Source organism: Nitratireductor sp. CH_MIT9313-5, assembly GCF_037029545.1.
In the GTDB taxonomy this organism is placed as follows: domain Bacteria; phylum Pseudomonadota; class Alphaproteobacteria; order Rhizobiales; family Rhizobiaceae; genus Chelativorans.
Genome location: NZ_JAYMER010000016.1, coordinates 247,416 through 266,413, shown reverse-complemented (window position 1 = coordinate 266,413; position 18,998 = coordinate 247,416). Strand labels below are relative to the sequence as shown.

The 18,998-nt window shown below is 57.3% G+C and carries 20 protein-coding genes; 1 reads left to right on the top strand and 19 read right to left on the bottom strand.

Features of this window, described 5'->3' with window-relative positions; translation table 11 throughout:
- Positions 1-62 precede the first annotated feature (62 nt).
- Positions 63-377, bottom strand: coding sequence for a hypothetical protein (locus WA367_RS14005; RefSeq protein ID WP_336057381.1), 315 nt, complete (start codon positions 375-377; stop codon positions 63-65).
- A 318-nt stretch (positions 378-695) separates the two neighbouring features.
- On the opposite strand from WA367_RS14005, the gene WA367_RS14000 reads away from it, so the two are divergent.
- Entirely contained in the window at positions 696-917 is a 222-nt protein-coding gene (locus WA367_RS14000; RefSeq protein WP_336057380.1) for a type II toxin-antitoxin system HicB family antitoxin, read from the top strand.
- Positions 918-1,117: 200 nt separating this feature from the next.
- On the opposite strand, the gene WA367_RS13995 is transcribed toward WA367_RS14000, so the two are convergent.
- The 18 genes from WA367_RS13995 to WA367_RS13910 form a co-directional block, all read right to left on the bottom strand.
- A complete protein-coding gene (locus WA367_RS13995) occupies positions 1,118-1,540 on the bottom strand; it encodes a DUF4376 domain-containing protein (protein WP_336057379.1) in 423 nt (140 codons plus the stop codon).
- On the bottom strand, positions 1,527-1,835 hold the full coding sequence (locus WA367_RS13990) for a hypothetical protein (RefSeq protein WP_336057378.1): 309 nt from the start codon (positions 1,833-1,835) through the stop codon (positions 1,527-1,529). Before WA367_RS13990 ends, WA367_RS13995 begins: the two co-directional genes overlap by 14 nt.
- Positions 1,835-3,010: a hypothetical protein gene (locus WA367_RS13985; protein WP_336057377.1), complete on the bottom strand. Its 1,176-nt coding sequence runs from the start codon at positions 3,008-3,010 to the stop codon at positions 1,835-1,837. The genes WA367_RS13990 and WA367_RS13985 overlap by 1 nt, the downstream gene beginning before the upstream one ends.
- A 60-nt stretch (positions 3,011-3,070) precedes the next feature.
- Positions 3,071-4,696, bottom strand: coding sequence for a hypothetical protein (locus WA367_RS13980; RefSeq protein ID WP_336057376.1), 1,626 nt, complete (start codon positions 4,694-4,696; stop codon positions 3,071-3,073).
- Positions 4,697-5,103: 407 nt separating this feature from the next.
- A complete protein-coding gene (locus WA367_RS13975; RefSeq protein WP_336057375.1) occupies positions 5,104-7,203 on the bottom strand; it encodes a hypothetical protein in 2,100 nt (699 codons plus the stop codon).
- A complete protein-coding gene (locus WA367_RS13970) occupies positions 7,203-8,258 on the bottom strand; it encodes a hypothetical protein (RefSeq protein WP_336057374.1) in 1,056 nt (351 codons plus the stop codon). The genes WA367_RS13975 and WA367_RS13970 overlap by 1 nt, the downstream gene beginning before the upstream one ends.
- Positions 8,259-8,261: 3 nt before the next feature.
- Positions 8,262-8,723 (bottom strand): hypothetical protein, encoded by a 462-nt coding sequence (locus WA367_RS13965; RefSeq protein ID WP_336057373.1) that lies wholly within the window; start codon positions 8,721-8,723, stop codon positions 8,262-8,264.
- Complete coding sequence (locus WA367_RS13960) at positions 8,720-9,793, bottom strand: hypothetical protein (protein ID WP_336057372.1); 1,074 nt, start codon at positions 9,791-9,793, stop codon at positions 8,720-8,722. The genes WA367_RS13965 and WA367_RS13960 overlap by 4 nt, the downstream gene beginning before the upstream one ends.
- Complete coding sequence (locus tag WA367_RS13955) at positions 9,793-10,197, bottom strand: hypothetical protein (protein ID WP_336057371.1); 405 nt, start codon at positions 10,195-10,197, stop codon at positions 9,793-9,795. The genes WA367_RS13960 and WA367_RS13955 overlap by 1 nt, the downstream gene beginning before the upstream one ends.
- The gene (locus WA367_RS13950; protein ID WP_336057370.1) at positions 10,194-10,571 is read right to left on the bottom strand and encodes a hypothetical protein; all 378 of its coding nucleotides are present in this window, start codon (positions 10,569-10,571) and stop codon (positions 10,194-10,196) included. Before WA367_RS13950 ends, WA367_RS13955 begins: the two co-directional genes overlap by 4 nt.
- Positions 10,568-12,016, bottom strand: a complete 1,449-nt coding sequence (locus tag WA367_RS13945; protein ID WP_336057369.1) for a hypothetical protein — start codon at positions 12,014-12,016, stop codon at positions 10,568-10,570. Before WA367_RS13945 ends, WA367_RS13950 begins: the two co-directional genes overlap by 4 nt.
- Positions 12,013-12,660, bottom strand: a complete 648-nt coding sequence (locus tag WA367_RS13940) for a phage adaptor protein (protein ID WP_336057368.1) — start codon at positions 12,658-12,660, stop codon at positions 12,013-12,015. Before WA367_RS13940 ends, WA367_RS13945 begins: the two co-directional genes overlap by 4 nt.
- Positions 12,661-12,703: 43 nt before the next feature.
- Positions 12,704-12,913: a hypothetical protein gene (locus WA367_RS13935; RefSeq protein WP_336057367.1), complete on the bottom strand. Its 210-nt coding sequence runs from the start codon at positions 12,911-12,913 to the stop codon at positions 12,704-12,706.
- Between the two features lie 50 nt (positions 12,914-12,963).
- A complete protein-coding gene (locus tag WA367_RS13930) occupies positions 12,964-14,214 on the bottom strand; it encodes a P22 phage major capsid protein family protein (RefSeq protein ID WP_336057366.1) in 1,251 nt (416 codons plus the stop codon).
- A gap of 39 nt (positions 14,215-14,253) precedes the next feature.
- The gene (locus WA367_RS13925; RefSeq protein WP_336057365.1) at positions 14,254-15,186 is read right to left on the bottom strand and encodes a hypothetical protein; all 933 of its coding nucleotides are present in this window, start codon (positions 15,184-15,186) and stop codon (positions 14,254-14,256) included.
- Positions 15,187-15,227: 41 nt separating this feature from the next.
- The gene (locus tag WA367_RS13920; RefSeq protein ID WP_336057364.1) at positions 15,228-17,231 is read right to left on the bottom strand and encodes a portal protein; all 2,004 of its coding nucleotides are present in this window, start codon (positions 17,229-17,231) and stop codon (positions 15,228-15,230) included.
- Complete coding sequence (locus WA367_RS13915) at positions 17,231-18,769, bottom strand: hypothetical protein (protein ID WP_336057363.1); 1,539 nt, start codon at positions 18,767-18,769, stop codon at positions 17,231-17,233. The genes WA367_RS13920 and WA367_RS13915 overlap by 1 nt, the downstream gene beginning before the upstream one ends.
- Positions 18,756-18,998, bottom strand: coding sequence for a hypothetical protein (locus WA367_RS13910; RefSeq protein ID WP_336057362.1), 243 nt, complete (start codon positions 18,996-18,998; stop codon positions 18,756-18,758). Before WA367_RS13910 ends, WA367_RS13915 begins: the two co-directional genes overlap by 14 nt.

Genomic DNA, 18,998 nt, shown 5'->3' with positions numbered 1-18,998 from the left:
TCGCTCCTTGAAGGGCTACGATGAGCCAGAAATCCTCCTCTATCCGTTAAGCCGAAATTGTCTCATTGGTGCTGAACCCGGACATATTCAGGCTTTAGAAGCAATCTTGGATTAGCGACGAAATCAACGCCGAGTTCACGGCTGGCGCGCTCATAGTTCGCTTTCCAGGTTATCTGCACATAGCCCATACCCACGAACGGGTAATAAGGCTTTGAGCGCAGGTATTTTTCGCTTCCATACTCACGCACCGGCTTCATGGTGTGCGCAGTTTCCAACTTGGCGGTTGCGAGTACGTAAGCAGCCTGATTGCGCAATAGGCCATGCTTGCGGCACGTCTCCACAATAAGAGCCGTGTCGCCCGTGGTTAAATCAACCATAGGTGCATCCTTCGAGTTGTCGGGGTTGTGATCCCTGTGCTATTTGACCTTCAGGGGTGGGGGATTATCTATGTCGCAGGGCGAGAAGCGCTTCGCGCAGATGCGCCGGAACCCAAAGGCCGATTGGCGCATTGAAGACGTTGAAGTCGTATGCCGATGGGCAGGCGTCGAATGCTGCAAGCCAAGCAGCGGCTCGCACTATGTTGTTGCGCATTCCTCGCAAGAGACTATACTAACGGTGCCTGCGAAAAGACCGATTAAGCCTTTGTACATCAAGCTTCTGGTAGGCTTCATCGCGGCAGTGAGAGAGAAACAGCAATGAGCGCCATTGAATATCGCATTGAGATTCAACCGCTTTCCCTTGAGGATGGCGGGGGCTTTGTCGCGTTTGCTCCTGATCTTCCCGGATGCATTTCTGACGGTGCAACCGAGCATGAGGCCATCGACAATCTGCACGACGCAATCCGCGATTGGATCGAATGCGCCGAGCAGCTTGGCCGCGCCGTGCCTCAACCTACCCCTGAGCTGATGTACGCCTGATAGGCTCACTTCTTCCCAAGCCAGTCATCAATCTCAGACTGGCAATGCTCAGGCTCCGAAAGCACCCACCCGATAAACCGGCAGAAGTAGCAGCGAGGACCGAATACCCGCCCGATCCTGCTGCAAATCGTCTCTGGCCACTCCCCGCCACTCAACCAGTTCAAGAGCCGGGAGAGATGGCCGAGAGTGCGCTTCATAACTCAGGGCCAGAGTTGATTGTCCTTGTGGTCGGCGGGTGCGGGGTCCATGTCCTTGATCGCGCGGGCTGCGAAGATGTGCGCCTGCTTGTGCGCCATCGCGGCCTTGCCGAAATTGAACATGGTCTGCGCGTCCATGGGATGCGTGCTGTTATCCGCCGCGATCCAGACGAAATCGCTGTCGCCCCCGTGCCATCGGTAATCGCCGGGGAGCGCACCGTTGCGCATCGCCCCTTCGGCAGAGATCGCGGCACCGATGATATTCTCGCGGTCTTCCGGTCGGGATTGAAAGCGGATGCCGTTGAAGGTGAAGCCGCCATTGATGCGGCGGTCGCGCTCTGCATCGACATTTGAAAAAAAGGCCGCTCGTGCTTCGGCGGCCTTCTGCTCCTGGGTGATGATGATTGAGGGATCAGGCTTCCACATTGCCGCCTCCTGGAAGTGCGATAGGTCCGTCTGCGGTGACGATGATTGGCTGCGGGGATAGAACCTCGTCAGTCGGGTTCGGTCCATATGGGAGAATGAGCGTCAAGTTAATGGCACCATTCACACGAGTCACGTTCCCGACAATCCAATCACTGGGTATATCGCCGCCATTGATGGTTCCGCCTTCAGGCAATGGGGAGAAATCGAAGGCTTCACCGTTGAGAGTGAGAACATCACCAGTCTTGGATGCGGTAAGGCTGAAATCTGATCTTTGCTCTATAAATGAAATATTCATTAGAACCACCGCCCTATTGCAATCACCATGACTATTTCACTCGTAGAGCTTGGGAACGTCGTGTTCATCGACTGCTGCGGGTCCCATGAAGTGGTTCCAGGAGCAGTGGACCAATAGGTCCGCTCTCGCGTCCCGCCGGGGGGCGCGCCTGTAGGGTGCTGCGAGCATCTGGGCGTCCCAGAAAAAGCAGCCGGGTAGGTCCATGTTCCTGAGATTGTGACTGTACCACCACCAGTCAGCGTCACCGTGCCGGTGCAGATCTGAGTGCCATCCGCCCAGCGCGTGTATCCACCATTGGAATTGCTGCCCTGCTCAATGATCGCACCGGTCGGTACGCCCCCGGACTGCGACACCGACCCGACGATGGATCCTTGATTATAAATTTTCCTCCACGCCCCCCATGTGCCGCTATTTGAGCGAATGCGGAACCAGGACTGTGGTTCGTCACCGGCAGAAGGCGAGTAGTTTACAGCCGTCTGAACAACAGCATCCGAATTGTAGGTTGCTTGCGTGGTAACCCACAGGAATGAAGGAGCGCCAGTTGGCCAGGACCCAGGGTTGGCTGTCGAATACAGCCCTACGTCACCGGCAGTTACCGTGTCTATGTTACGGTTGTCAGACGATGAATAATAGTTCTCGTAGTCCCGTAGGCGATGATAGTTGAGATTATCCCCGACCTTAAACACACGTCCCGCAGTCGTGTCCGTGGCGCTGGTTGTCAGGACTAGGCCGAGGTTGAGGCGCGCCTTGCTCTCGTCATTTGGCAACAGCGTTCCCATGGTGAAAAACGCAGTGCCATTGCACAGCACGACAAGGCCGTTGCCGTCTTTAAGCGTGAGGGTTGCCGCGCCATTGATCGTTTCGGAACTGTTCGGGTCAATGACTACATCGCCGCCATTCGCCCGCACCATGCACGTCCAGCCGTTGCCGAGCGTGGCGGCAGCGGTCAGCGAAAGCGTAGCCGCTGCCGTGAACTCGATAAGCTGATGGTTGTCTGCCGCAACTGCCGTATAATTGGCCGCTTTCGTCGTGCGGCGAGTCACATAAGCGGCCATGTCGGCCATGTACTGCCGCAAGGCATTGTCGAAATTCTGGACAACACTCGTTCCCTGAATTCCGATGCCGTTAATCGACGTGTTGTTGCCTGGGGTTTGATCGTAATCCAATACGCCCATGGGTCTCACCTATAAAAAAGCCGCCCAACGGACGGCTGGAAAAGTTCGTGGTGGAGGGGTTTAGAAGAGGCCCGCGCCCCCTCTTGAGATGTGATCCGCAGCGCGTGGCGAGTAAGACGCCATTTCGCGATAGGAAGGTCCGGAACCTTCGCGGTAACCTGCCGGTTTGGCTGGTGCGGTCGGGAACTGGTTCAGGCTGGGGTCAGCCACGGCAAACCCACTGTTGTTCAGTGCAGAAACCGGCTCCTGCCGTGAGAATGCATCGAGCGGATTGCGGCCCTGTGCCAGTTCGCGCCCGATCAGACCGCCAAGGATGGCACCAGCAGGGCCAAGCAGGCCACCGGCCATTGCACCAGCCGCACCGCCAAGACCACCGCGCACTGTCTGCCCCAACCTTGTGCGAGGTTCTGGAATGCTCAGGAAGCCGCGTTCTGGTGGCTGCACCTGCACGTCAGGAGCCTGCACGCCATAGTCAGGCGTCGGGCCAAAGGAGCTTGGGTGCGAGTAATCGCCCGCATCGAGTACCTGCTGATGGCCGTATTGATTGGTTTTCTGAACCATACCATTGCCGAGCGAGGTAAAGGATACATCGGGATTGGATTGAGAAACCGCCATAGCGCCCTGTGGAGCGCCAAACAGGCCGGAGATGGCGCGCATACCGCTTGGAACCTGCGGCGCTTGCTGTGGGGCTACTGTGGGCTGTTCTGGCGAGTAAACGGGGTAATCCTGAATGGTGCGTGGCGCGGGAAGCGCAGGTGCCGCGATCTGCTGCGGCTGCATGACTTCCACCGGATCGACCGGCCCGATATCGCCTTGAGCCAGATCGGCAGCAATCTTGTCCTGAATGCCGCGCTCTGGTGCGCCGCCTACATAGATGCCGCCCGGACCACCCAAACCTTGCGGGCCTTGATAGCGCAAATTGTCAGGACGCTGTGGGGAAGGCGCGTAGGAGAGCAGCCCTGGTGTTCCCTGCCCTAGCGCATTCGGGTCAGCAGGCGTGCCGCGCCATGGTTCGCTGTAGGCCATAGCGGAAGGTGCGGGCAGTGGAGCGCGTTCAACAGGGCTGCTGAGGATGCCGTTGAGCGGCTCCGCCATCGTTCCGGCAGGTGCGAAACTGGCAAGGGTAGCGCGTGGGTTGGGAGTGGGTGTTGGGACATCAGCAAAAACTGGCTCCTGCTGAACCGGAGCAGTCTCCTTGCTGGGGTCAATGACACCCACCAGCTTATCGCCAATATAGACTTTAGCGGGGCGCGTACTGCCCTCAACCTTGTGCATGGCCTCAACAACAGCATTGCGTCGTGAAGCGGGAATGTTGCGCATGGGCGTGTCGAGCGTGACGCCCGCGCCTTCGGCTACGGCTCTTGCATAGGCTTTGGTGTTGTTCTCGAATGCAGGCGCATAGCGCGAAATCGCCTGCCGCAAGCTTAGATTTCGATAGGACGGGCTTTCAAAGATCAGATTGGCTTGCGCCCTGGTCCCCTGCTCGCGCGTTGGAAACACGGCAAAGCGGCCATCCGTACCAATTGCGCCCTGCGAACGAGCGAATTTGCCGTATTCGATATTGCCGGGATTGTTGTTGCGCGTGCCACGCACACCCTTGACGGTCACGGTCCTACCGTCAGCGGTACGAACGCGGGTCCATCCGCGCCCAGCATCTACAACCTCGACGTATTGAAGCGATGCCATTGCAATCCTTCCAACGGTAGCTTAATTTTATGGGATGCTTAGGAAACTGATCGTTGCCGTTTCAGCCGCGCTCATATCAAGCGCCGCTATTGCGTCCCCTCTCACGGAAGAGTGGTGGGATTCGCATTACCAGTGCCGCATGGGGGAAGACCGCCATGGGGCTTTGCTATCGCAGGGCGACATTGATGCAGCGTGCGAAGAGCGCGAGCATCTGGCAAAGAAGCTAAAGGAGACGGGCCTCTGCTTCTCGGATTCGGAACAAGAGTGGTTGGCTTGCGCCATCACCAACTAGAGAGACAGCCCGTTGAGCGACGATAAGCGCCCCAAATACCCGCAAGACATCTATGATGTGATCGCGACCTTTATAGTCTTTGGAGCCGGCTGGGCCTTACTAGCCTATATCCGGCTTAATTGGTTTGGTTCCTAGTCACTGCGGTTGCAGCCGGTAGCGTTGCGGCGAAGCGTGTCATGGCCTCTATGGCTTGCATGTGCGCCCTGCTCATGGCCGCGTTCTGAATGGCCCTGTGAATGACCTTCGGGTCATTGGACACCAGCGCCTCAGCGACCTTCTTCATGACGCTTTCGTTGACTTTGCCCTGAGACGCACGCATCCCGCCTGCGGTTAGTGCCATGATCGTTGAAGTACTCAGATCGCCACCCGTATAGGCATAAGTGCCGCCGCCAACCAACCCCATAGTGCCGCCGTTAACCAACCCCATCTCGACAAGCTGGCGCGTGGTTGTGGAATTACCAAGCGCACCGCGCAGCATGTCCATTGCGTTCTCAACACGCACAAAGGCTTCAATTTCCTTAGCCTTGGCTGGCCCAAATACCGTCAGAAGCTTTTCGCGGGCCTCTTCACTGCCGAACAGGTTGCGTATGACATTGGTGCGGTCATTGGTAGACTTCACCATGTCAATCAGTTCGGATGCGTAACCGGTCTGGAATGCCTTCTTCTCAGCGCCCGACATCATTGCATAGGCGCGCTTGAGTTCAGGCGTGTTCCTGCGCTTGGAAGCGAACTTGCGGCCCGCGTCTATCGCGTCCTCTGCACCGAATGCAGCAGAAGCACCGGCACGAGCGGCCTTATACTCAGGAACAGTGTCGTCAAGCATCGTGACAAGGCGGCTTTTGAGCGCCATCAGATCCGCCTTCATCGTGCGGTCTTTAGTCTCGTCAATCATGCCATCCAGGTTGCGCTTGACCTGATCCCAAAACTGAAGCGTTGGGCGCGCAATCGTTCCATCTGCGTACTTCTTGAGCGTCAGACGACCATTCACCTCAACGAATGGATTTTTGATCGGCTGGAAGCCCTCGACCGCCGCACGATTAGCGCCACGGGTGGCCGCAGTCTTTGCCGCTGACTGCATGGCGGGAGCCTGCATCAACTGCTCAAAGCCTTCATGCCACATATCTTGTGCCGCAGGTGCCGAATAGGCCCGCTGATAAGCTGGTTTGTTAGCGGCTTTCGCTGCCGAACGAATGGCATCCTGCAAGCCGAGGTCATCGGTTGCACCGCCCGTAATGCGGTTCAAGAGGTTGGCAACGCGGGTGCCTTGGGAGGAAAAGCGGTCGCTGGCCTCACGCTCGATGATTGCACGTGCATCAGGCGCGGAATTGGACGCAGCACGCGCAAGCGCCCTCGTCGTCTCCCCGCCCCTATCCACGTTCATGAGATTCTGGCTGTTACGCTGCGCAACGGCTTCATCAGCCGACGAAAGTAAAGGAGAAGCCGCGTTGGCTGCATCACGCTGGTAAGCGGCTCCTACGCGCCTGGAGGCTTCTTCTGCCGGATTGGTGACGGAACGCACCGCAGAACCGACCTTCTGCCCTACATGCCTAGCACCAGCGCCAAGTACCCGCGTGGCTCCAGGTATGACTGCACCAAGACCACCGCCGATAGCGGCTGACTGAGCGATATCACCTGCATCGCCACCGCGTGCGGCAGTATCCGCTGCGGAAATGGCTGCATTGGAACCAGCCGAAGCAGCCGACATTTTAGCAAGGCTGTTGCCGGTTACACCCAGAGCGCGACCACCGAGAGCCGTAGCTGCTACGGGCGCGGTCGTGGCGACTGCACCGGTCAGGTTCGCCGCAAGGCGCGTGCCGGGATAGTTGCGATTTCCCGTTTCGCGCATGGTCTGCATCTGCGCTTCAACGCGCTCGCGATCCTCACCGGAAAGGGCTGCACCAAGAGCAGAAGCGCCGTATTGCGCGCCTTTGACCAAGGCAGGACCAGCAACAGGAACACCTTCGAGCAGTCCGAACAAGGCTGTTCCGGTGCGGCCTGCATCACGCTCGACCATACCCGTTTCAGGGTTATAGCCTGGAATGCCCGGATCAAACTCCGGCACATCATGGCCCCTGCCCGCTTTAGACTGGTTGGCGGGCGCTACACCAAGGCTGGCCGCGATCTCTTCAACCGTCGCATTCTGCTGCTCCGGTGAAAGAGACAGGAAGCTGTCGTCAACCTTGACCTTGCGGCCTTCAATGGTGAGTGTCGGCATTAATCAATGCTCCACTGAATCCCGGAAGACGTGCGGCCCGTGCTGGAACCGCCGATTGATGCACCAGAAGGCGCACCGCCTGCCTGCTGCTCAAGGATCTGATAGCCGCGCACGATGGCGTCACGGAATTCCATCATTGCCGCCTTGAAATCTTCTTCGCTCTTGGCCTGCGAGGCACGGACAAGTGCATTTTCTGCGCGCTGGCCTTCATAATCGGTGATCTGACCACCGCCCTTGAGTTCCTGACGCGCTTGCAAGAAGGCTTGGCCTTTCAACTGCTCAACGCGCTCGTCAAAGTCGCGCGTGCCTGCACGGAAGCTCGGCAACTGCCCCTGTATCGGTCCAACAGCCGCGTCTAGGCTTGGATGCTCTAGAATGCTGTCCACGAGGCGAATAGCGTTCTGTGCCGCAGCGCTCTTGGTTGAAAGCTGCGAACGCTGTTCGGCCTTCGCCTTGCCTTCCTCTGCACCAAGAGCCTGATCGTATCGCTCCTGGTAATTCTGCTTTGGCGTTACATCGACAACCTGACCGCTGCGCTTGTCGCGAAGAATGATTTCCGTTCCCGTGTCAATCTTCTCGAAGCCTGCGGACACGTTGAAATCGCCTGTGTCGATCTTCTTGAATGAGCCATCATCGCCAATGGTGCCAAGGACCGTATTGCCGTCAGCATCGGTGCCATAGACGGGTGTCTTGCTGTATGATGGTGCGCTAGGCGTCTGTGCCTCGCGGTTCTTTACATACTGCGTCCAAGCGTCCTTTACCGGCATTCCAGCCTGCACCATCTCGTAATAGTCTGGTGCGTTCTTGCGGAAGAAATCAAGCGTCTGGTTTTTTTCAGCCGTCTGCGCCTTCAACTCATTGCGCTGCTGGAAGGCTGGTGCAGCCGCAGCAAAGGCATTGCCGAAATTCTGCATGTTGCCGTTCTGGCCCATCAGTTGCGCCGCCATGGGGAGCGCAATCTGAGGATCAAGCAGGTTGTTCATGGCATTGCCGAAGCGGTTTTGCCCCGGAACCTGCGCTTGACCACCGCCGAGGAAAGAAAGAAGTCCCGCCATTGGCTACTGCCCCTTGTACATGTCCACGAGATAGCGGAAATTGGTGTTCTGGCCCGCTTCTCGCTTGTCATCGACCCACTGGTCATAAAGCTGCGGGTTGGTGTTCAGCCATTCGGTGAACCCATCACCGGGCTTGTAGGTTTCCTGCACCCATCTGCGCTCAAAGTCACTCATGACGTGCTTGTTGGGATCACCCGACCCCATAGACGGGGCGGCTGACACTGCCGGAACAGGGTTGCCTTGCCAGTCTGAATAATCGGGGACTTGCATCGGCGCATAGGTCTGGTCAAAAGCGCTGGTGTAGCTCTGTGGTGTGCCGCCAAAGCCTGCTGCAAGCTGCTGTGCAAGCATTTCCTCCATACCCGGCATAAAAGGCTGAACCGTCTGCATCGGCATGGCTTTGGAGGAAGCCCTCGCCGTTGCATTACCCGAATTTGCCGCCCTTTTCTTGTCGCTACCGCTCATCCCAAGATACCCCCGGACCGAATGCCATTGAGAAGAGATGCACCGCCAAGAAGCCCGCCCATCACGTTGGAAAAGCCGCTGTTAGGCATTTGCGCAGACGTTGTAGATTGCCCGTAGTCACCTGCCCCAGCCGCCGCAGCAAGAAGCGCCTGAATATTGGCAAGCGGTGCGTTCTGTTTCTCATTTGCGATACGCAACTGATCGTTCAATTGACGCCCTGCCAGATCTTCATAAGCTGAACCGACACCAATAAGCGCGTCAGAGGGAGCCATGGCACCGTCAAAGGCCGCACCAAGATTCTGGAAGCCTTGCTGGCCTGCATTGAACAGGTTGGTTGCCCCGCTCATGCGGCGATCCAGATTGCCCGCCTGCGTGCTGGCCGACATGCCTGCCGCGTTAAGGCCCATTCCGAGACCCGCTAGACGGTTCTGGTCAAGCATCTGGTTGGCTTGCACCTGTGCCTGACGCTCACGATTGTACTGGTCAGAACGTGCCTTGGTCTGCAAGTCGCCAATCTCGCGAGCCACCACACCATGACTGATATCCGAGCCATAACGGCCCATCCCTGCAGCCTGCTTGTTGAGTGCCGTGTGAGCCTGTTCGCTGGCTCGTGTAAGAACGTCCTCAAAATAGGGATCGCCACCGCCGAGAAATTTCCCGCTCGCCACATCGGACAGATTTTGCTGCGCGAAACTTGGAGCCGTGGCCTGATTGCCAAGGGAGTCCATGCGGGCCGTGGAAACGTTCATCTTGCCCTGCGCATAAGGCGTCATGGAGTTGACCGCCGTTTTCTGCTGCGAATTCAGTCCGCCGCTATTGATGACGCCCTGATACTGCCCGGATAGGCCACGCCCATTGATATTCTGGTTTGCCGTGTTCTGGATCGCGTTCATGCCCTGCATGGTCTGCTGCGCATAGGGCACGACCGTTGACATGGTATTTGGCTTGACCAGACCGCCCTTGTTGTACTGCTTCATGGCGTCATTCATCGCCGTGTTAAGCAGGGGCTGCGCGGCCTTGTATGGCTCGCTCTTCTGCGTCTGCGTCTGTGTCTTGCTTCCGCCTGACATTATAGCGTTTCCTCGTATAGAACCCGCACTTGCCGCGCTCGCGGGAAAATCTTCGCCCAACCCGCACGGCCTTCCGACACGAGGCTGTCAGCCCCGCAATCGCGTGCGATCTTCTTCACCGTCTCATGCATCTGAGAAATCCAGTCGCTCATGTTGCGGCCATAAAGCGCCAAGCAGCGCAGTTTTGAGCCTGTGGCCCATGTCTCCGGTCGCCATGCCGAAGCGCCGTGAATGCCTTCCTCGTCATATGCAATGACCAGAAAGGCCGTTCCTGCCCTGCATTGCTGCCAGATATCGCCCGCCGTGCAGTCGCCACCTGTTTTCAGGCAAGCGCGCTGCATTCCCTCCGCCACGCTTGGCCAAACCAGATCAACGTGCTGAACCGGAACCAGCGAAAGGTTCATATGCGGCCACCACCACCCTGAGCGGCGTAATCCGCCACAGAAATGACCGTGACGCTTACCTTGTTGGCTATCCCTGCCGTTGCCTTGATCTTCTGCGTTGCAACGCGGCTTGAAAGTGAGAGCGGAATATCGCTCACGATTTCGGTCGATTTCGCAGCGATTTCCTTGACCCAGAAGACATGATCGCTTGAGCCGTCATGCCAATGGAGCGTCACGAGGATTGCGCTAGATGTGTCCTCGTTCGCCACAGCAACGGAAACCACCTTCTGGACATACTTGTCAGAGGCCGTGAACACGTCCGTTTTGGCGGTCGTGGCCAGAAGCGTCGTGCTTGGCGGCTGAACAATACCTGCAAGTGAAGTGCTGACAGTCATCGCTTGCCCGCCCTGTTTGCCGTAGCCTCAAGTCCGGTGACGTGGTTCCACTCAACACCAGCCGCGACTTCCATGCGGAAGCGATGCGTGCGGCCCGTGGATCTGAAATGACAGGTACGCGTAGACGAGTAAGGTGTTACCGCGCTGCTCCAGGTCAGGGCTTGGCCGTGATAGTCTGCCGTGCCTGCTTTCAGGGTAAAATCAGTGGCGTCGGTATAAACCCGCGCTTCACGCAGGAAAGAGAGGCTTCCTGGTGACATTTCGATATCAGCCGTTTCCAGCGTGGCCGCTCGTGCCGAGCCGGTGAAAAAGCCAAGCTTGTTGTCCGTATCGAACGCGGCAAAGCGTGGTGCGCCACCAGTAAACAGCGCATCATCAAAGGGCAGATTGACTTCATCAATCGTGGTGTAAAGGTTCGCCAAGCCATCCCATGTGACCCCCGGCGTGGTCAGCACGACCATTTCGGACACGTTGTTGTCTGCATGACACCAGCGGTCCAATTGCCAATTGTAGCCAACGAGAAACTTGGTGCCGGTCGGGTCTTCGGCCTGCGTCCAAACGATCTTGTTGAACGGGTCGGCAACAGACTTGATTTCACCGATGCGCGTGCTGTCGAACGTGCTTTGGAACCAGCGGTCCACACGTTCCGCGCCAATCATGCGCCCTTCTGCACCGAGACAGAAGCCATCGGACGAGTAATAGAAGAACTGGCCAGGGCCGATCTGCGCAATGGAGCGCGGAGAGATGGCCCCACGGTCTGGATTGACCACCTGCGTCGTGAATGAGTAATCGCCCGCCTGCGCGATGTTCAAGCGCCTGATCTTGGTGCGCTGGATGATAACCGCGCCCGCCTCAGCGCCAATCACCCCCATGATTTCCTCACCATCGGGGAAGGTCTGCGCATCGGAACCGTCAACGCCTATGGTCCATCCGCTTGCATCGCCCAAGGCAGACAGATGAATGCGGTTCGGCTGGTCTGCCAGATGCGCCAGAACCAGAAATTCACCCGCCGTGGTCGCATAACGCGCACGAGGTGGCGAGCCTGGAAGGTCGGCAAAGGTCGAGCCAACATCAATGTCGAAATACTGAACCGGATCACCAAGATTGGTGGCAATCAGATAGCTGCCAAACAATTCAAAGGACCACACATCGCCAGACGGCACATTGTAGGGCGCTGACGTGCCTGAAAGATCGGTCCATGAGTAATCGGACGTGTTTAGCTCATAGAGGCCGGTTTCCGTTCCCGCGATGATGCGGAACTCGCCAGCCTTGTTGCGTACCTTCACGGCACCCTTACAGGCGGAAGGAAGTGCATCGGTGAAAGTGGTAAGATCAGGTAGCGGACGCCAGCCGTCACGCGCAGGCAGGGCATTGGTGATGACCGGAGAAGCGCCGGGGCTGTAATCGGCCCTGTCGGGCTCCCAAGGCGGGAATGGGACCATCATGGATCAACACCGTCATAGAACGGACGCCAGCCCACCTGCTGCAACATCGGGTCCATTACAAGCGTGCCGCGCTTCTTCTGCGCAATCTCGCTCTGAACAGCCGCAATGCCACGATCAAGAACAGCATTGAAGCGCTGCGCAAGAGTATCGTCCTGTACGAAGACACCGCCCCAAATCAGTGTTGCGGCCAGATAAACGTCAGGATGATTTGTCAGGAGCCAATTGGTCGGTGCAGCGTCGGAAAGTGCGAATTTCTGGCTGTAGCGAAGGCGAAACGAGTAGGCCACATCAAGCGGGCAGTCAAAGTCGATATTGTCGCCATCAATGGCCCAATAGCGTGGCTCTCCTGCCGTATCGCGGTAAGGAAACGTGCCGTCAGCTTTCTGCGTCAGCATAACCTCGTCGCTGCTGCTTGGATCTACCAGAAACAGCGCAATGGGTGTCTTGAGCGATAGGCTGGAAATGTCGATGGAGCGGGAGCCAGTCGTGCCGGTAATCGTGGCGTCTGTCTCGACCGCAGAAATCTCGCGATTGAGGTGTGCTTCGGCAAGGCTGATAAAGTCCTCAGCCTCACCGGAGACATCGGAGCGCGCCATCCAGTTGGATACTGCCGTCTGCAATTCGGAGTAGGTCGTTATTGGCATTGCGCTCTCCAGAAGAAGAGACGGGGGCCGTAGCCCCCGAATATCAGGCGATCAGACCGAGTTCCTGGAGACGGTCGATAATGGCATTGATTGCCGTGCGGGCCTCAGCATCGGTGGTTGCGCCGCCGCTTGGGTCCGAGATGGTCGCTGGCTGGTCTACCGGCGTTACACCGTAGAAGCCGATTTTGTCGTTTGCGTCCTGACCAAGCACAGTGCCGTCAGTGCCGCCATCGGAAAGCTGTTTTACAGCCATGGTTCAATTCCTTCTGAATGGAGAGAAAGAAGGGGCCGAAGCCCCTCCGATTAGGCCGAGCCGCTGAGGCGGGTTGCCAGACGCGGGTCAATGGCCTTGGTGCCGTAGAGGATATCCAGACGCCATGCGCTTTCATCGTTCACGCCATCATAGACAGGGATCACGCGAACGCTGGTTCCCTTGTACGTCTGACGGGAGACATCAACAGCGCCGGGAGGCGTAACAAGCGGGACCGACACAAGAGCAAAGGCGTTCTTGTGGAAGATCATGTTCTGCTTGTAGCTGCTGGAAGCCGTGCCGATGAAGGTCACGTCCTGATTGTTCAGGTCGGACACGCCATCAACATAGACGTTCTGGAAAGCGCCATCCCAGATCAGGGCCGGATAGACCTCGAGATCAACCTCATTAGACGCAGCAGCGGAAGGCGTATCAACGATGGTGAACATCTTGAGATAGTCCTTCTTCTCCTTCGTCACGGGGTTTACGTCATAGACGCCCGCAATGGTGAAGACATCGCCAGCCTTGAGCTGAGCCGTGGCACCGGACAGGCCATCGATGTGGATGGTCTGAACCATGTCATCCTTCTCAGCCGCATAGCTGGTCGTGGAAGACGTGAGAGCCTGATCGATCTTGACCGTGCCGCCGAATGCGCCCGTGGTGTGCGTTGCGACGTTCTGGGACATGTAGTTGTCCACGCCAGCAATCATACCCATGGAACCTTCGCGATATGCGGGCTTCACGATGGAATCCGTGTAAAGCGAAGTCTGGGAGCCGATCAGACCCCAGTTGTCGGCAGGCGAAAGCACCGAGCAACGAGCATCGGAAGGAACAGCCATTTCATCCAGACGTTCCGGCCCTTTGGCAAAGTCAGCAAAGGAGTTGATGGTCTGGCCGGGAGTGCCAACCCAATTCGGCACGTACTTGTAAAGCGCGTGCAGGTCGGCGTCCATCTGGTTGGCAAGCTGCACCATGGCGGGCTTGATGACGCGCTCGGAAAGCTGCTCGATCTTCAAGGTCAGGTCCTGGGACGTGAACTTGAAGTCAACACCCTTGCGCTTGTCCACGGTGATCGTGGTTTTGCCTTCCACAACGTCCTGTGCGTTCATCACAGCGCCGTCGCGAACGGTGAAGTCGGTCGGCTTGCGAATGGTGATGGTGTCACCCTTCTTGTAGCCGTTCACATTGCCGGAAAACTCGTTCTCATAGCCGCGAAACACCTTCTTCGCCATGACGAGTTCGTTGTCGAGGATACGCACCGCTTCTTTCGCGATGATATCCGCTGTCAGAGTCGTGTTTGCCATTGTAGCAGATCCATGTAGCGGCCATGAGCCGCGTTAAATCTAGCGCTTGACCTTCTTGGCCTCGCGCCGGTTCATGTGCGCCGCGTACTCCTCCATGGACATTTCCTCCAACGCCTTCCGGGCCGGTGGATTGCTCTTAGAGCCAACCTTGTTCAGCGGCTTTCCAGCCGGTTTCGGTTGCTTTTTCGGAGTAGCGGGCTTGTTGAGGGTCTGGTGTCCAACCCATGCCAGATAGAGGGCCTGATAGACCTGTGGGTTGTACGCATTGAGTAGCGTATCCCGGTCAAAGCCTAGCTCGTTCTGAGCAAAGTGCGTGACTTTCGCGTCAACTTCTGGATTCCAGCCCTTGATGTTCGTTTCGGCGAATGTGCGCGTTTCCTGAAGACGCTTGGCAACCTCGTGCTGCGTCATCTCAGTGCGCTGCTGTTCGCGCGTCTGGAGTTCGGAAGCGATTTCCTTCCGCTGACCCTGTAGCTGCATGAAGTTCATGCGATGGTTCTGGAAAGCCCAAGGGTCTTCCTCTTCCATCCTTCGCCAATCCTGCGGGGTCATCTGCTGGTATTGGCTCATCTGGCGGTCGATCATTGCCAGATTGACCCGCGCATTCATCTCTTCTTCGCTGGCCTGGGCTTGCTGTGCAATCTGCTCTGCGCGTTGCTCCAGTTCCCGTTTGGTTTCGGCGACCTCTTGAGTTTTGCGGGTATAGTCGGCTTGCATCATGAAGCCGGGTTTGAGGTCTTTCGGGACTTGGTACTGCTTGCCGTTGAACTCTATCGTTTCAAGCTCGACGTCAGGCTCTTCCTCGTCCTCTTCCTCGCTTTCATCATCCGTTTCAGCGTCGGAATCTTCTTCCTCTGCTTCCTCGGTGGCTTCAACTTCCGCAGTATCCGCCTCTTCTTCCTCATGCGCCTCGATTGCCGTCTCTTCGGTATCCGGTTCGATATCGGCGTGAGTCATCGTGTCGTCGCTCATGACGAATGCACTCCAGTCTTTGGTTGGTGCGTTGAATGCGCCTATTCGGTGGCGCGAACCGATTGCGGGCCTACCCCGTCAATGCCTTTGGTGAGGTCGCCAAGGGCTTTCATCCCCACCTGCGCACGGTCAACCGAGAGGTCACCCTCAGCCTTCATGCGCTTTGTCTCTGCGTCATATTGTTTGACGCCCAATTCGCCCTGCTCAATGCTCCTGTCGGCCTTGAGTTGTGCGTTCTCCTGCTCAAGCTGCTGCAAGCGCTCCTGAATCTCAGGCGGGATCTGCGGACCCTGCGTCATTGCTTCCAGCTTCTCGGCAATCTTCTGCGCTCCCGGCCAATCAAGGCTCTTGGCAAGCTCTGGTCCGATAGCCGGAGCAGAAGCCGGGAAGGCTCGGATCATCTCAGTCATGGCCGCTGCCGCTTCCTCGCGCTGCGTGGTGTAGCTTGGGCCGGTCGAAACGGTCAGATCGTACTTGCCTGCCGTAATGTCGTGCATCGCCATGACGGCTTCGCCCATCTCGTCAACGACAGGCTGACCCTTATCGTCTACTTCCGGGGCTTCCTGGTTGATGGCGACATTGCGCTGGCTGTCATCTTCGCCAATGACGCGGACAATGCGCGGCGTGTCATAAACCTTCGGAATGAGGTCGATCAGAATGCGGCCCGTGTGACGAATGGCACGAGCCATGTTGTCAACGAAATGGAAGGTCGAAACATCGCCTTCTCGCTGACGGGCCAGGATAGCCTTGCCGCTCGTTTCGTTGGACCGCGCACCGAGAGACGCATCGTAAAGCCCGATAATGGACTTGATATCATCCGAGGCGTTCAATGCCTCCTGCAAGGCACCTGCGGCTGTCCCCATATCAAGCGGCTGACGCTGTGGAGGCGTGTTGCCGACATACTCAAGGAATGGATGGCTTTTGACGTTCGCCGTGTTCCAGCGGTCAATGTCGTGGGTAAACGCGCCCTTGGGACCGATAAATGGCACTTTAGGGGCCAATGCCACCAGTTCCGTGCTTGCCGTGCGCCAGTAGTTGAACATGCGCTGCGCATCGAGCGAGTTGTGAACGAGGCTGCGGAAATAGCGCTTGCCCTCGATATCGAACTCGTCACCGTATACCGGCACAATCGGAATATAGCGCCCAGGCCAGTCATACGGCTCTTCCAGCACCTCGGCACCGGAAAGCTTGTATTGCGTGACCTTGTGCGTCGGAGCCATGCGCTTCTGACGGAACTCAAGCATCCCCAATTCGCGCAAGGCGACAAGATCAGGGTCTTTCTCGAAGTCTTCCGCCGAATAGGTATGCAAGGAGCCGTCACGTTTGTCAGCGAAGAGCAAGATTTCGCGCTGCACCTTCTCACGACGCCACCACTCGGCAACCATGACAACTTCGTCATCAATCCAAGCCGTGTCAGCTAGGCCTGACCATGCGTCATCATCCCAATCGACAGGAGCCGTATCCTTGTAGGTGGCTTCATAGACAGACTTGGCAACGCGATCCACGACGAAGGCCGTATCCCAATCGCTGCTGTCTGCCGCGGTCGAATAAGGGTCGCCATAGACCGAAAACGGATTCGCTATCCGGTCAATGGTGATATCCATCTCAAAGCTGTCATCAAAGGCGTAATCGAGGCCAACGCGCCAATAGCCGAACCCGCCCGTAACAGCGCATTCCATGCCGGTGTCATAGGCGACATCAGCGTTGGACGCATACTCGATATTGCGGATCAGGCCATTGATGATTTCGGCGGTTTTTGGGTCTGCCTTGCTGTCTGCCGGATGTACCTTGATTGCAGGCTTGGCCTGTCGTGCATCATTGACCACCTGACGGATAAAGGCAGGCAGCTTGTTGATGGTCAGGCACGGACGGCCTTCGATCTCACGCTGCTTGCGAATGGCTTCTGGCCACTGCTCGGACAGGCGCGAAAAGCGGATATCCTCAAGCGCAGACTGGCGATTGTCATTCTCTGCATCTGCGGACTGCTGGAAAGCCTTCTTGGCTTCGTGCAGGATATCGCTGTGTTCGCTGTTCTTCTCAGCCATTAGCCCATCCAACCGCCCGCCGGGAGCGAAACTTGAGGCCGTGGCCTGCGCTCAATGACAGGCTCGGCAAATGTCAGCGCTACCGCGTCCCACTCGTCAGGTGAACGCAGACCGCGCTTGCGAATATCGTCTTTGCTTTCGAGAATGACCCGCGTCAGGCTGTCATACTTGTAGCCAGGAGCGCAGGCGTCGGCTTGGAGGCTGTCGAGGTCGGGAATATCCACCCCGGACACATCTTCGAGCCATTCCTTCGAGTTGCCCCACATCTCTGCACGGCGGTTCTGATAGCCGCCCTTGGGCTTGTTGTTCTCGTCAAGCGGCTGAGGCTCGAATGGCGCGCTGCCAAAGTTGATGGCGGTTACAACGTCGCCATATCCCATCTCGCACAAGCGGTCATAAACACCTGCACCAACGCCACCCACGTCTATAAACATGCGTGCAGGCTTTTCTCTGTCTATGACCTGCTTGGCCCAACCTGCGGCTTGCATCGTATCCAGCTTGGACCTGCTCTCGACCTTCAAGAGCTTGCGACCGCGACGGAAGGCCATCGAATGCCTGTCTGATCCCTTCCATGCAGGATCGAAGCCTATGACAAGCGGGCCGCTTGGTTCACAAGTGCGCTTGCGGGCCCCCAGAACCAATTCAGCCGGAATGAAGCTGTCATGGCCTGATGCCTGAAATGCCTCTGCTGCCGTGGCAGGGTATTCCTGCTTGAACAGGAGTGGATCTTTAAGCTCAGCGATCTTGTTGCGACGCCAAGCCATCTGCTCCATGTCGAGGCCGTGCGCTTCCTGATACTTGCGCTCTTCCTCGTCTAGTTCAAAATCCTCTGGAACGGGCCTGCGATATTCCGGTTGCCAGAACCACGGGATAAAGACAGCGATATAATCACCGATGCCCGCTTCTGCCTGTTGCCAGCGCTCGTGAAACTCGCCACCAATGCCGTTCGCCGTGGATTCCAAAATAATCTCTGTCCCGGGCAAATCAGGAATAGCCTGCACCACACCGGCAAAGTGCGTCGGGGCATTCGGCCAGAACGCTACCTCAGATCCATGGAAGAGCTGCACGGTCTGCGAGCGACCTACCGCCTTTGCGCCTGCCGTGCCGACTGCGTAGCCACTTTCCAGCTTGTCGAAATACAGCTCCTTGGCGTTGGAAGCGCCCGTGCTTGGCTTTACCAGTTCAGGGCAATGCTGGTGGTATCGGTCCACCATGCCAAAGAGGTTGTTCGTGGCTTCCTGCTCATGCGTCAGGATAAAGCAGCGAAGGCCGCGACTATGTGAAACCCTGTGATAGAAGCGCCCGCCGACATAGGTTGAAATACCCTGCTGCCTGCCCTTGAGGACGAGAGCGCGAACCTTGCCAGTCTTGGCCTTCTGCTCTTCCAATCGCTCATGAAGATAACGCTGTGAAGCATTCAGCGTGAGCGGGACAATAGACCCGTCCTTGCTCCTGATCCTCAGACACTTCTCGCTGTAGTGAGGATAGTCATCGCGCAATTTCTTGCGGATGGCTTTTTCCTTCTCACTCAAGCTCACGAAGCGCTTCCTCGTGGCTCATGCTCACATCAGCTTCGATATGCTGAGTGGGCTTGCCGTCGAGGCGGTCGGCAATTTCACGGATGGCTTGCACATCGCCGCCTTTGGCCTTTTCCACGAGTGCATTTGCCACCTGTCGAAGATTGGTCCCGCCTTCTTCTGCCGCTTCATTGATCGCAATGCGCAGCATATTGGCGAAGGACTTCTCCTTGGGAGGACGTCCAGCCAT

What these genes read in the sequence shown, in the direction of transcription:
- WA367_RS14005 (WP_336057381.1), bottom strand. Translation starts at nt 377, where the DNA reads ATGGTTGATTTAACCACGGGCGACACGGCTCTTATTGTGGAGACGTGC.
- WA367_RS14000 (WP_336057380.1), top strand. Translation starts at nt 696, where the DNA reads ATGAGCGCCATTGAATATCGCATTGAGATTCAACCGCTTTCCCTTGAG.
- WA367_RS13995 (WP_336057379.1), bottom strand. Translation starts at nt 1,540, where the DNA reads ATGTGGAAGCCTGATCCCTCAATCATCATCACCCAGGAGCAGAAGGCC.
- WA367_RS13990 (WP_336057378.1), bottom strand. Translation starts at nt 1,835, where the DNA reads ATGAATATTTCATTTATAGAGCAAAGATCAGATTTCAGCCTTACCGCA.
- WA367_RS13985 (WP_336057377.1), bottom strand. Translation starts at nt 3,010, where the DNA reads ATGGGCGTATTGGATTACGATCAAACCCCAGGCAACAACACGTCGATT.
- WA367_RS13980 (WP_336057376.1), bottom strand. Translation starts at nt 4,696, where the DNA reads ATGGCATCGCTTCAATACGTCGAGGTTGTAGATGCTGGGCGCGGATGG.
- WA367_RS13975 (WP_336057375.1), bottom strand. Translation starts at nt 7,203, where the DNA reads ATGCCGACACTCACCATTGAAGGCCGCAAGGTCAAGGTTGACGACAGC.
- WA367_RS13970 (WP_336057374.1), bottom strand. Translation starts at nt 8,258, where the DNA reads ATGGCGGGACTTCTTTCTTTCCTCGGCGGTGGTCAAGCGCAGGTTCCG.
- WA367_RS13965 (WP_336057373.1), bottom strand. Translation starts at nt 8,723, where the DNA reads ATGAGCGGTAGCGACAAGAAAAGGGCGGCAAATTCGGGTAATGCAACG.
- WA367_RS13960 (WP_336057372.1), bottom strand. Translation starts at nt 9,793, where the DNA reads ATGTCAGGCGGAAGCAAGACACAGACGCAGACGCAGAAGAGCGAGCCA.
- WA367_RS13955 (WP_336057371.1), bottom strand. Translation starts at nt 10,197, where the DNA reads ATGAACCTTTCGCTGGTTCCGGTTCAGCACGTTGATCTGGTTTGGCCA.
- WA367_RS13950 (WP_336057370.1), bottom strand. Translation starts at nt 10,571, where the DNA reads ATGACTGTCAGCACTTCACTTGCAGGTATTGTTCAGCCGCCAAGCACG.
- WA367_RS13945 (WP_336057369.1), bottom strand. Translation starts at nt 12,016, where the DNA reads ATGATGGTCCCATTCCCGCCTTGGGAGCCCGACAGGGCCGATTACAGC.
- WA367_RS13940 (WP_336057368.1), bottom strand. Translation starts at nt 12,660, where the DNA reads ATGCCAATAACGACCTACTCCGAATTGCAGACGGCAGTATCCAACTGG.
- WA367_RS13935 (WP_336057367.1), bottom strand. Translation starts at nt 12,913, where the DNA reads ATGGCTGTAAAACAGCTTTCCGATGGCGGCACTGACGGCACTGTGCTT.
- WA367_RS13930 (WP_336057366.1), bottom strand. Translation starts at nt 14,214, where the DNA reads ATGGCAAACACGACTCTGACAGCGGATATCATCGCGAAAGAAGCGGTG.
- WA367_RS13925 (WP_336057365.1), bottom strand. Translation starts at nt 15,186, where the DNA reads ATGAGCGACGACACGATGACTCACGCCGATATCGAACCGGATACCGAA.
- WA367_RS13920 (WP_336057364.1), bottom strand. Translation starts at nt 17,231, where the DNA reads ATGGCTGAGAAGAACAGCGAACACAGCGATATCCTGCACGAAGCCAAG.
- WA367_RS13910 (WP_336057362.1), bottom strand. Translation starts at nt 18,998, where the DNA reads ATGGCTGGACGTCCTCCCAAGGAGAAGTCCTTCGCCAATATGCTGCGC.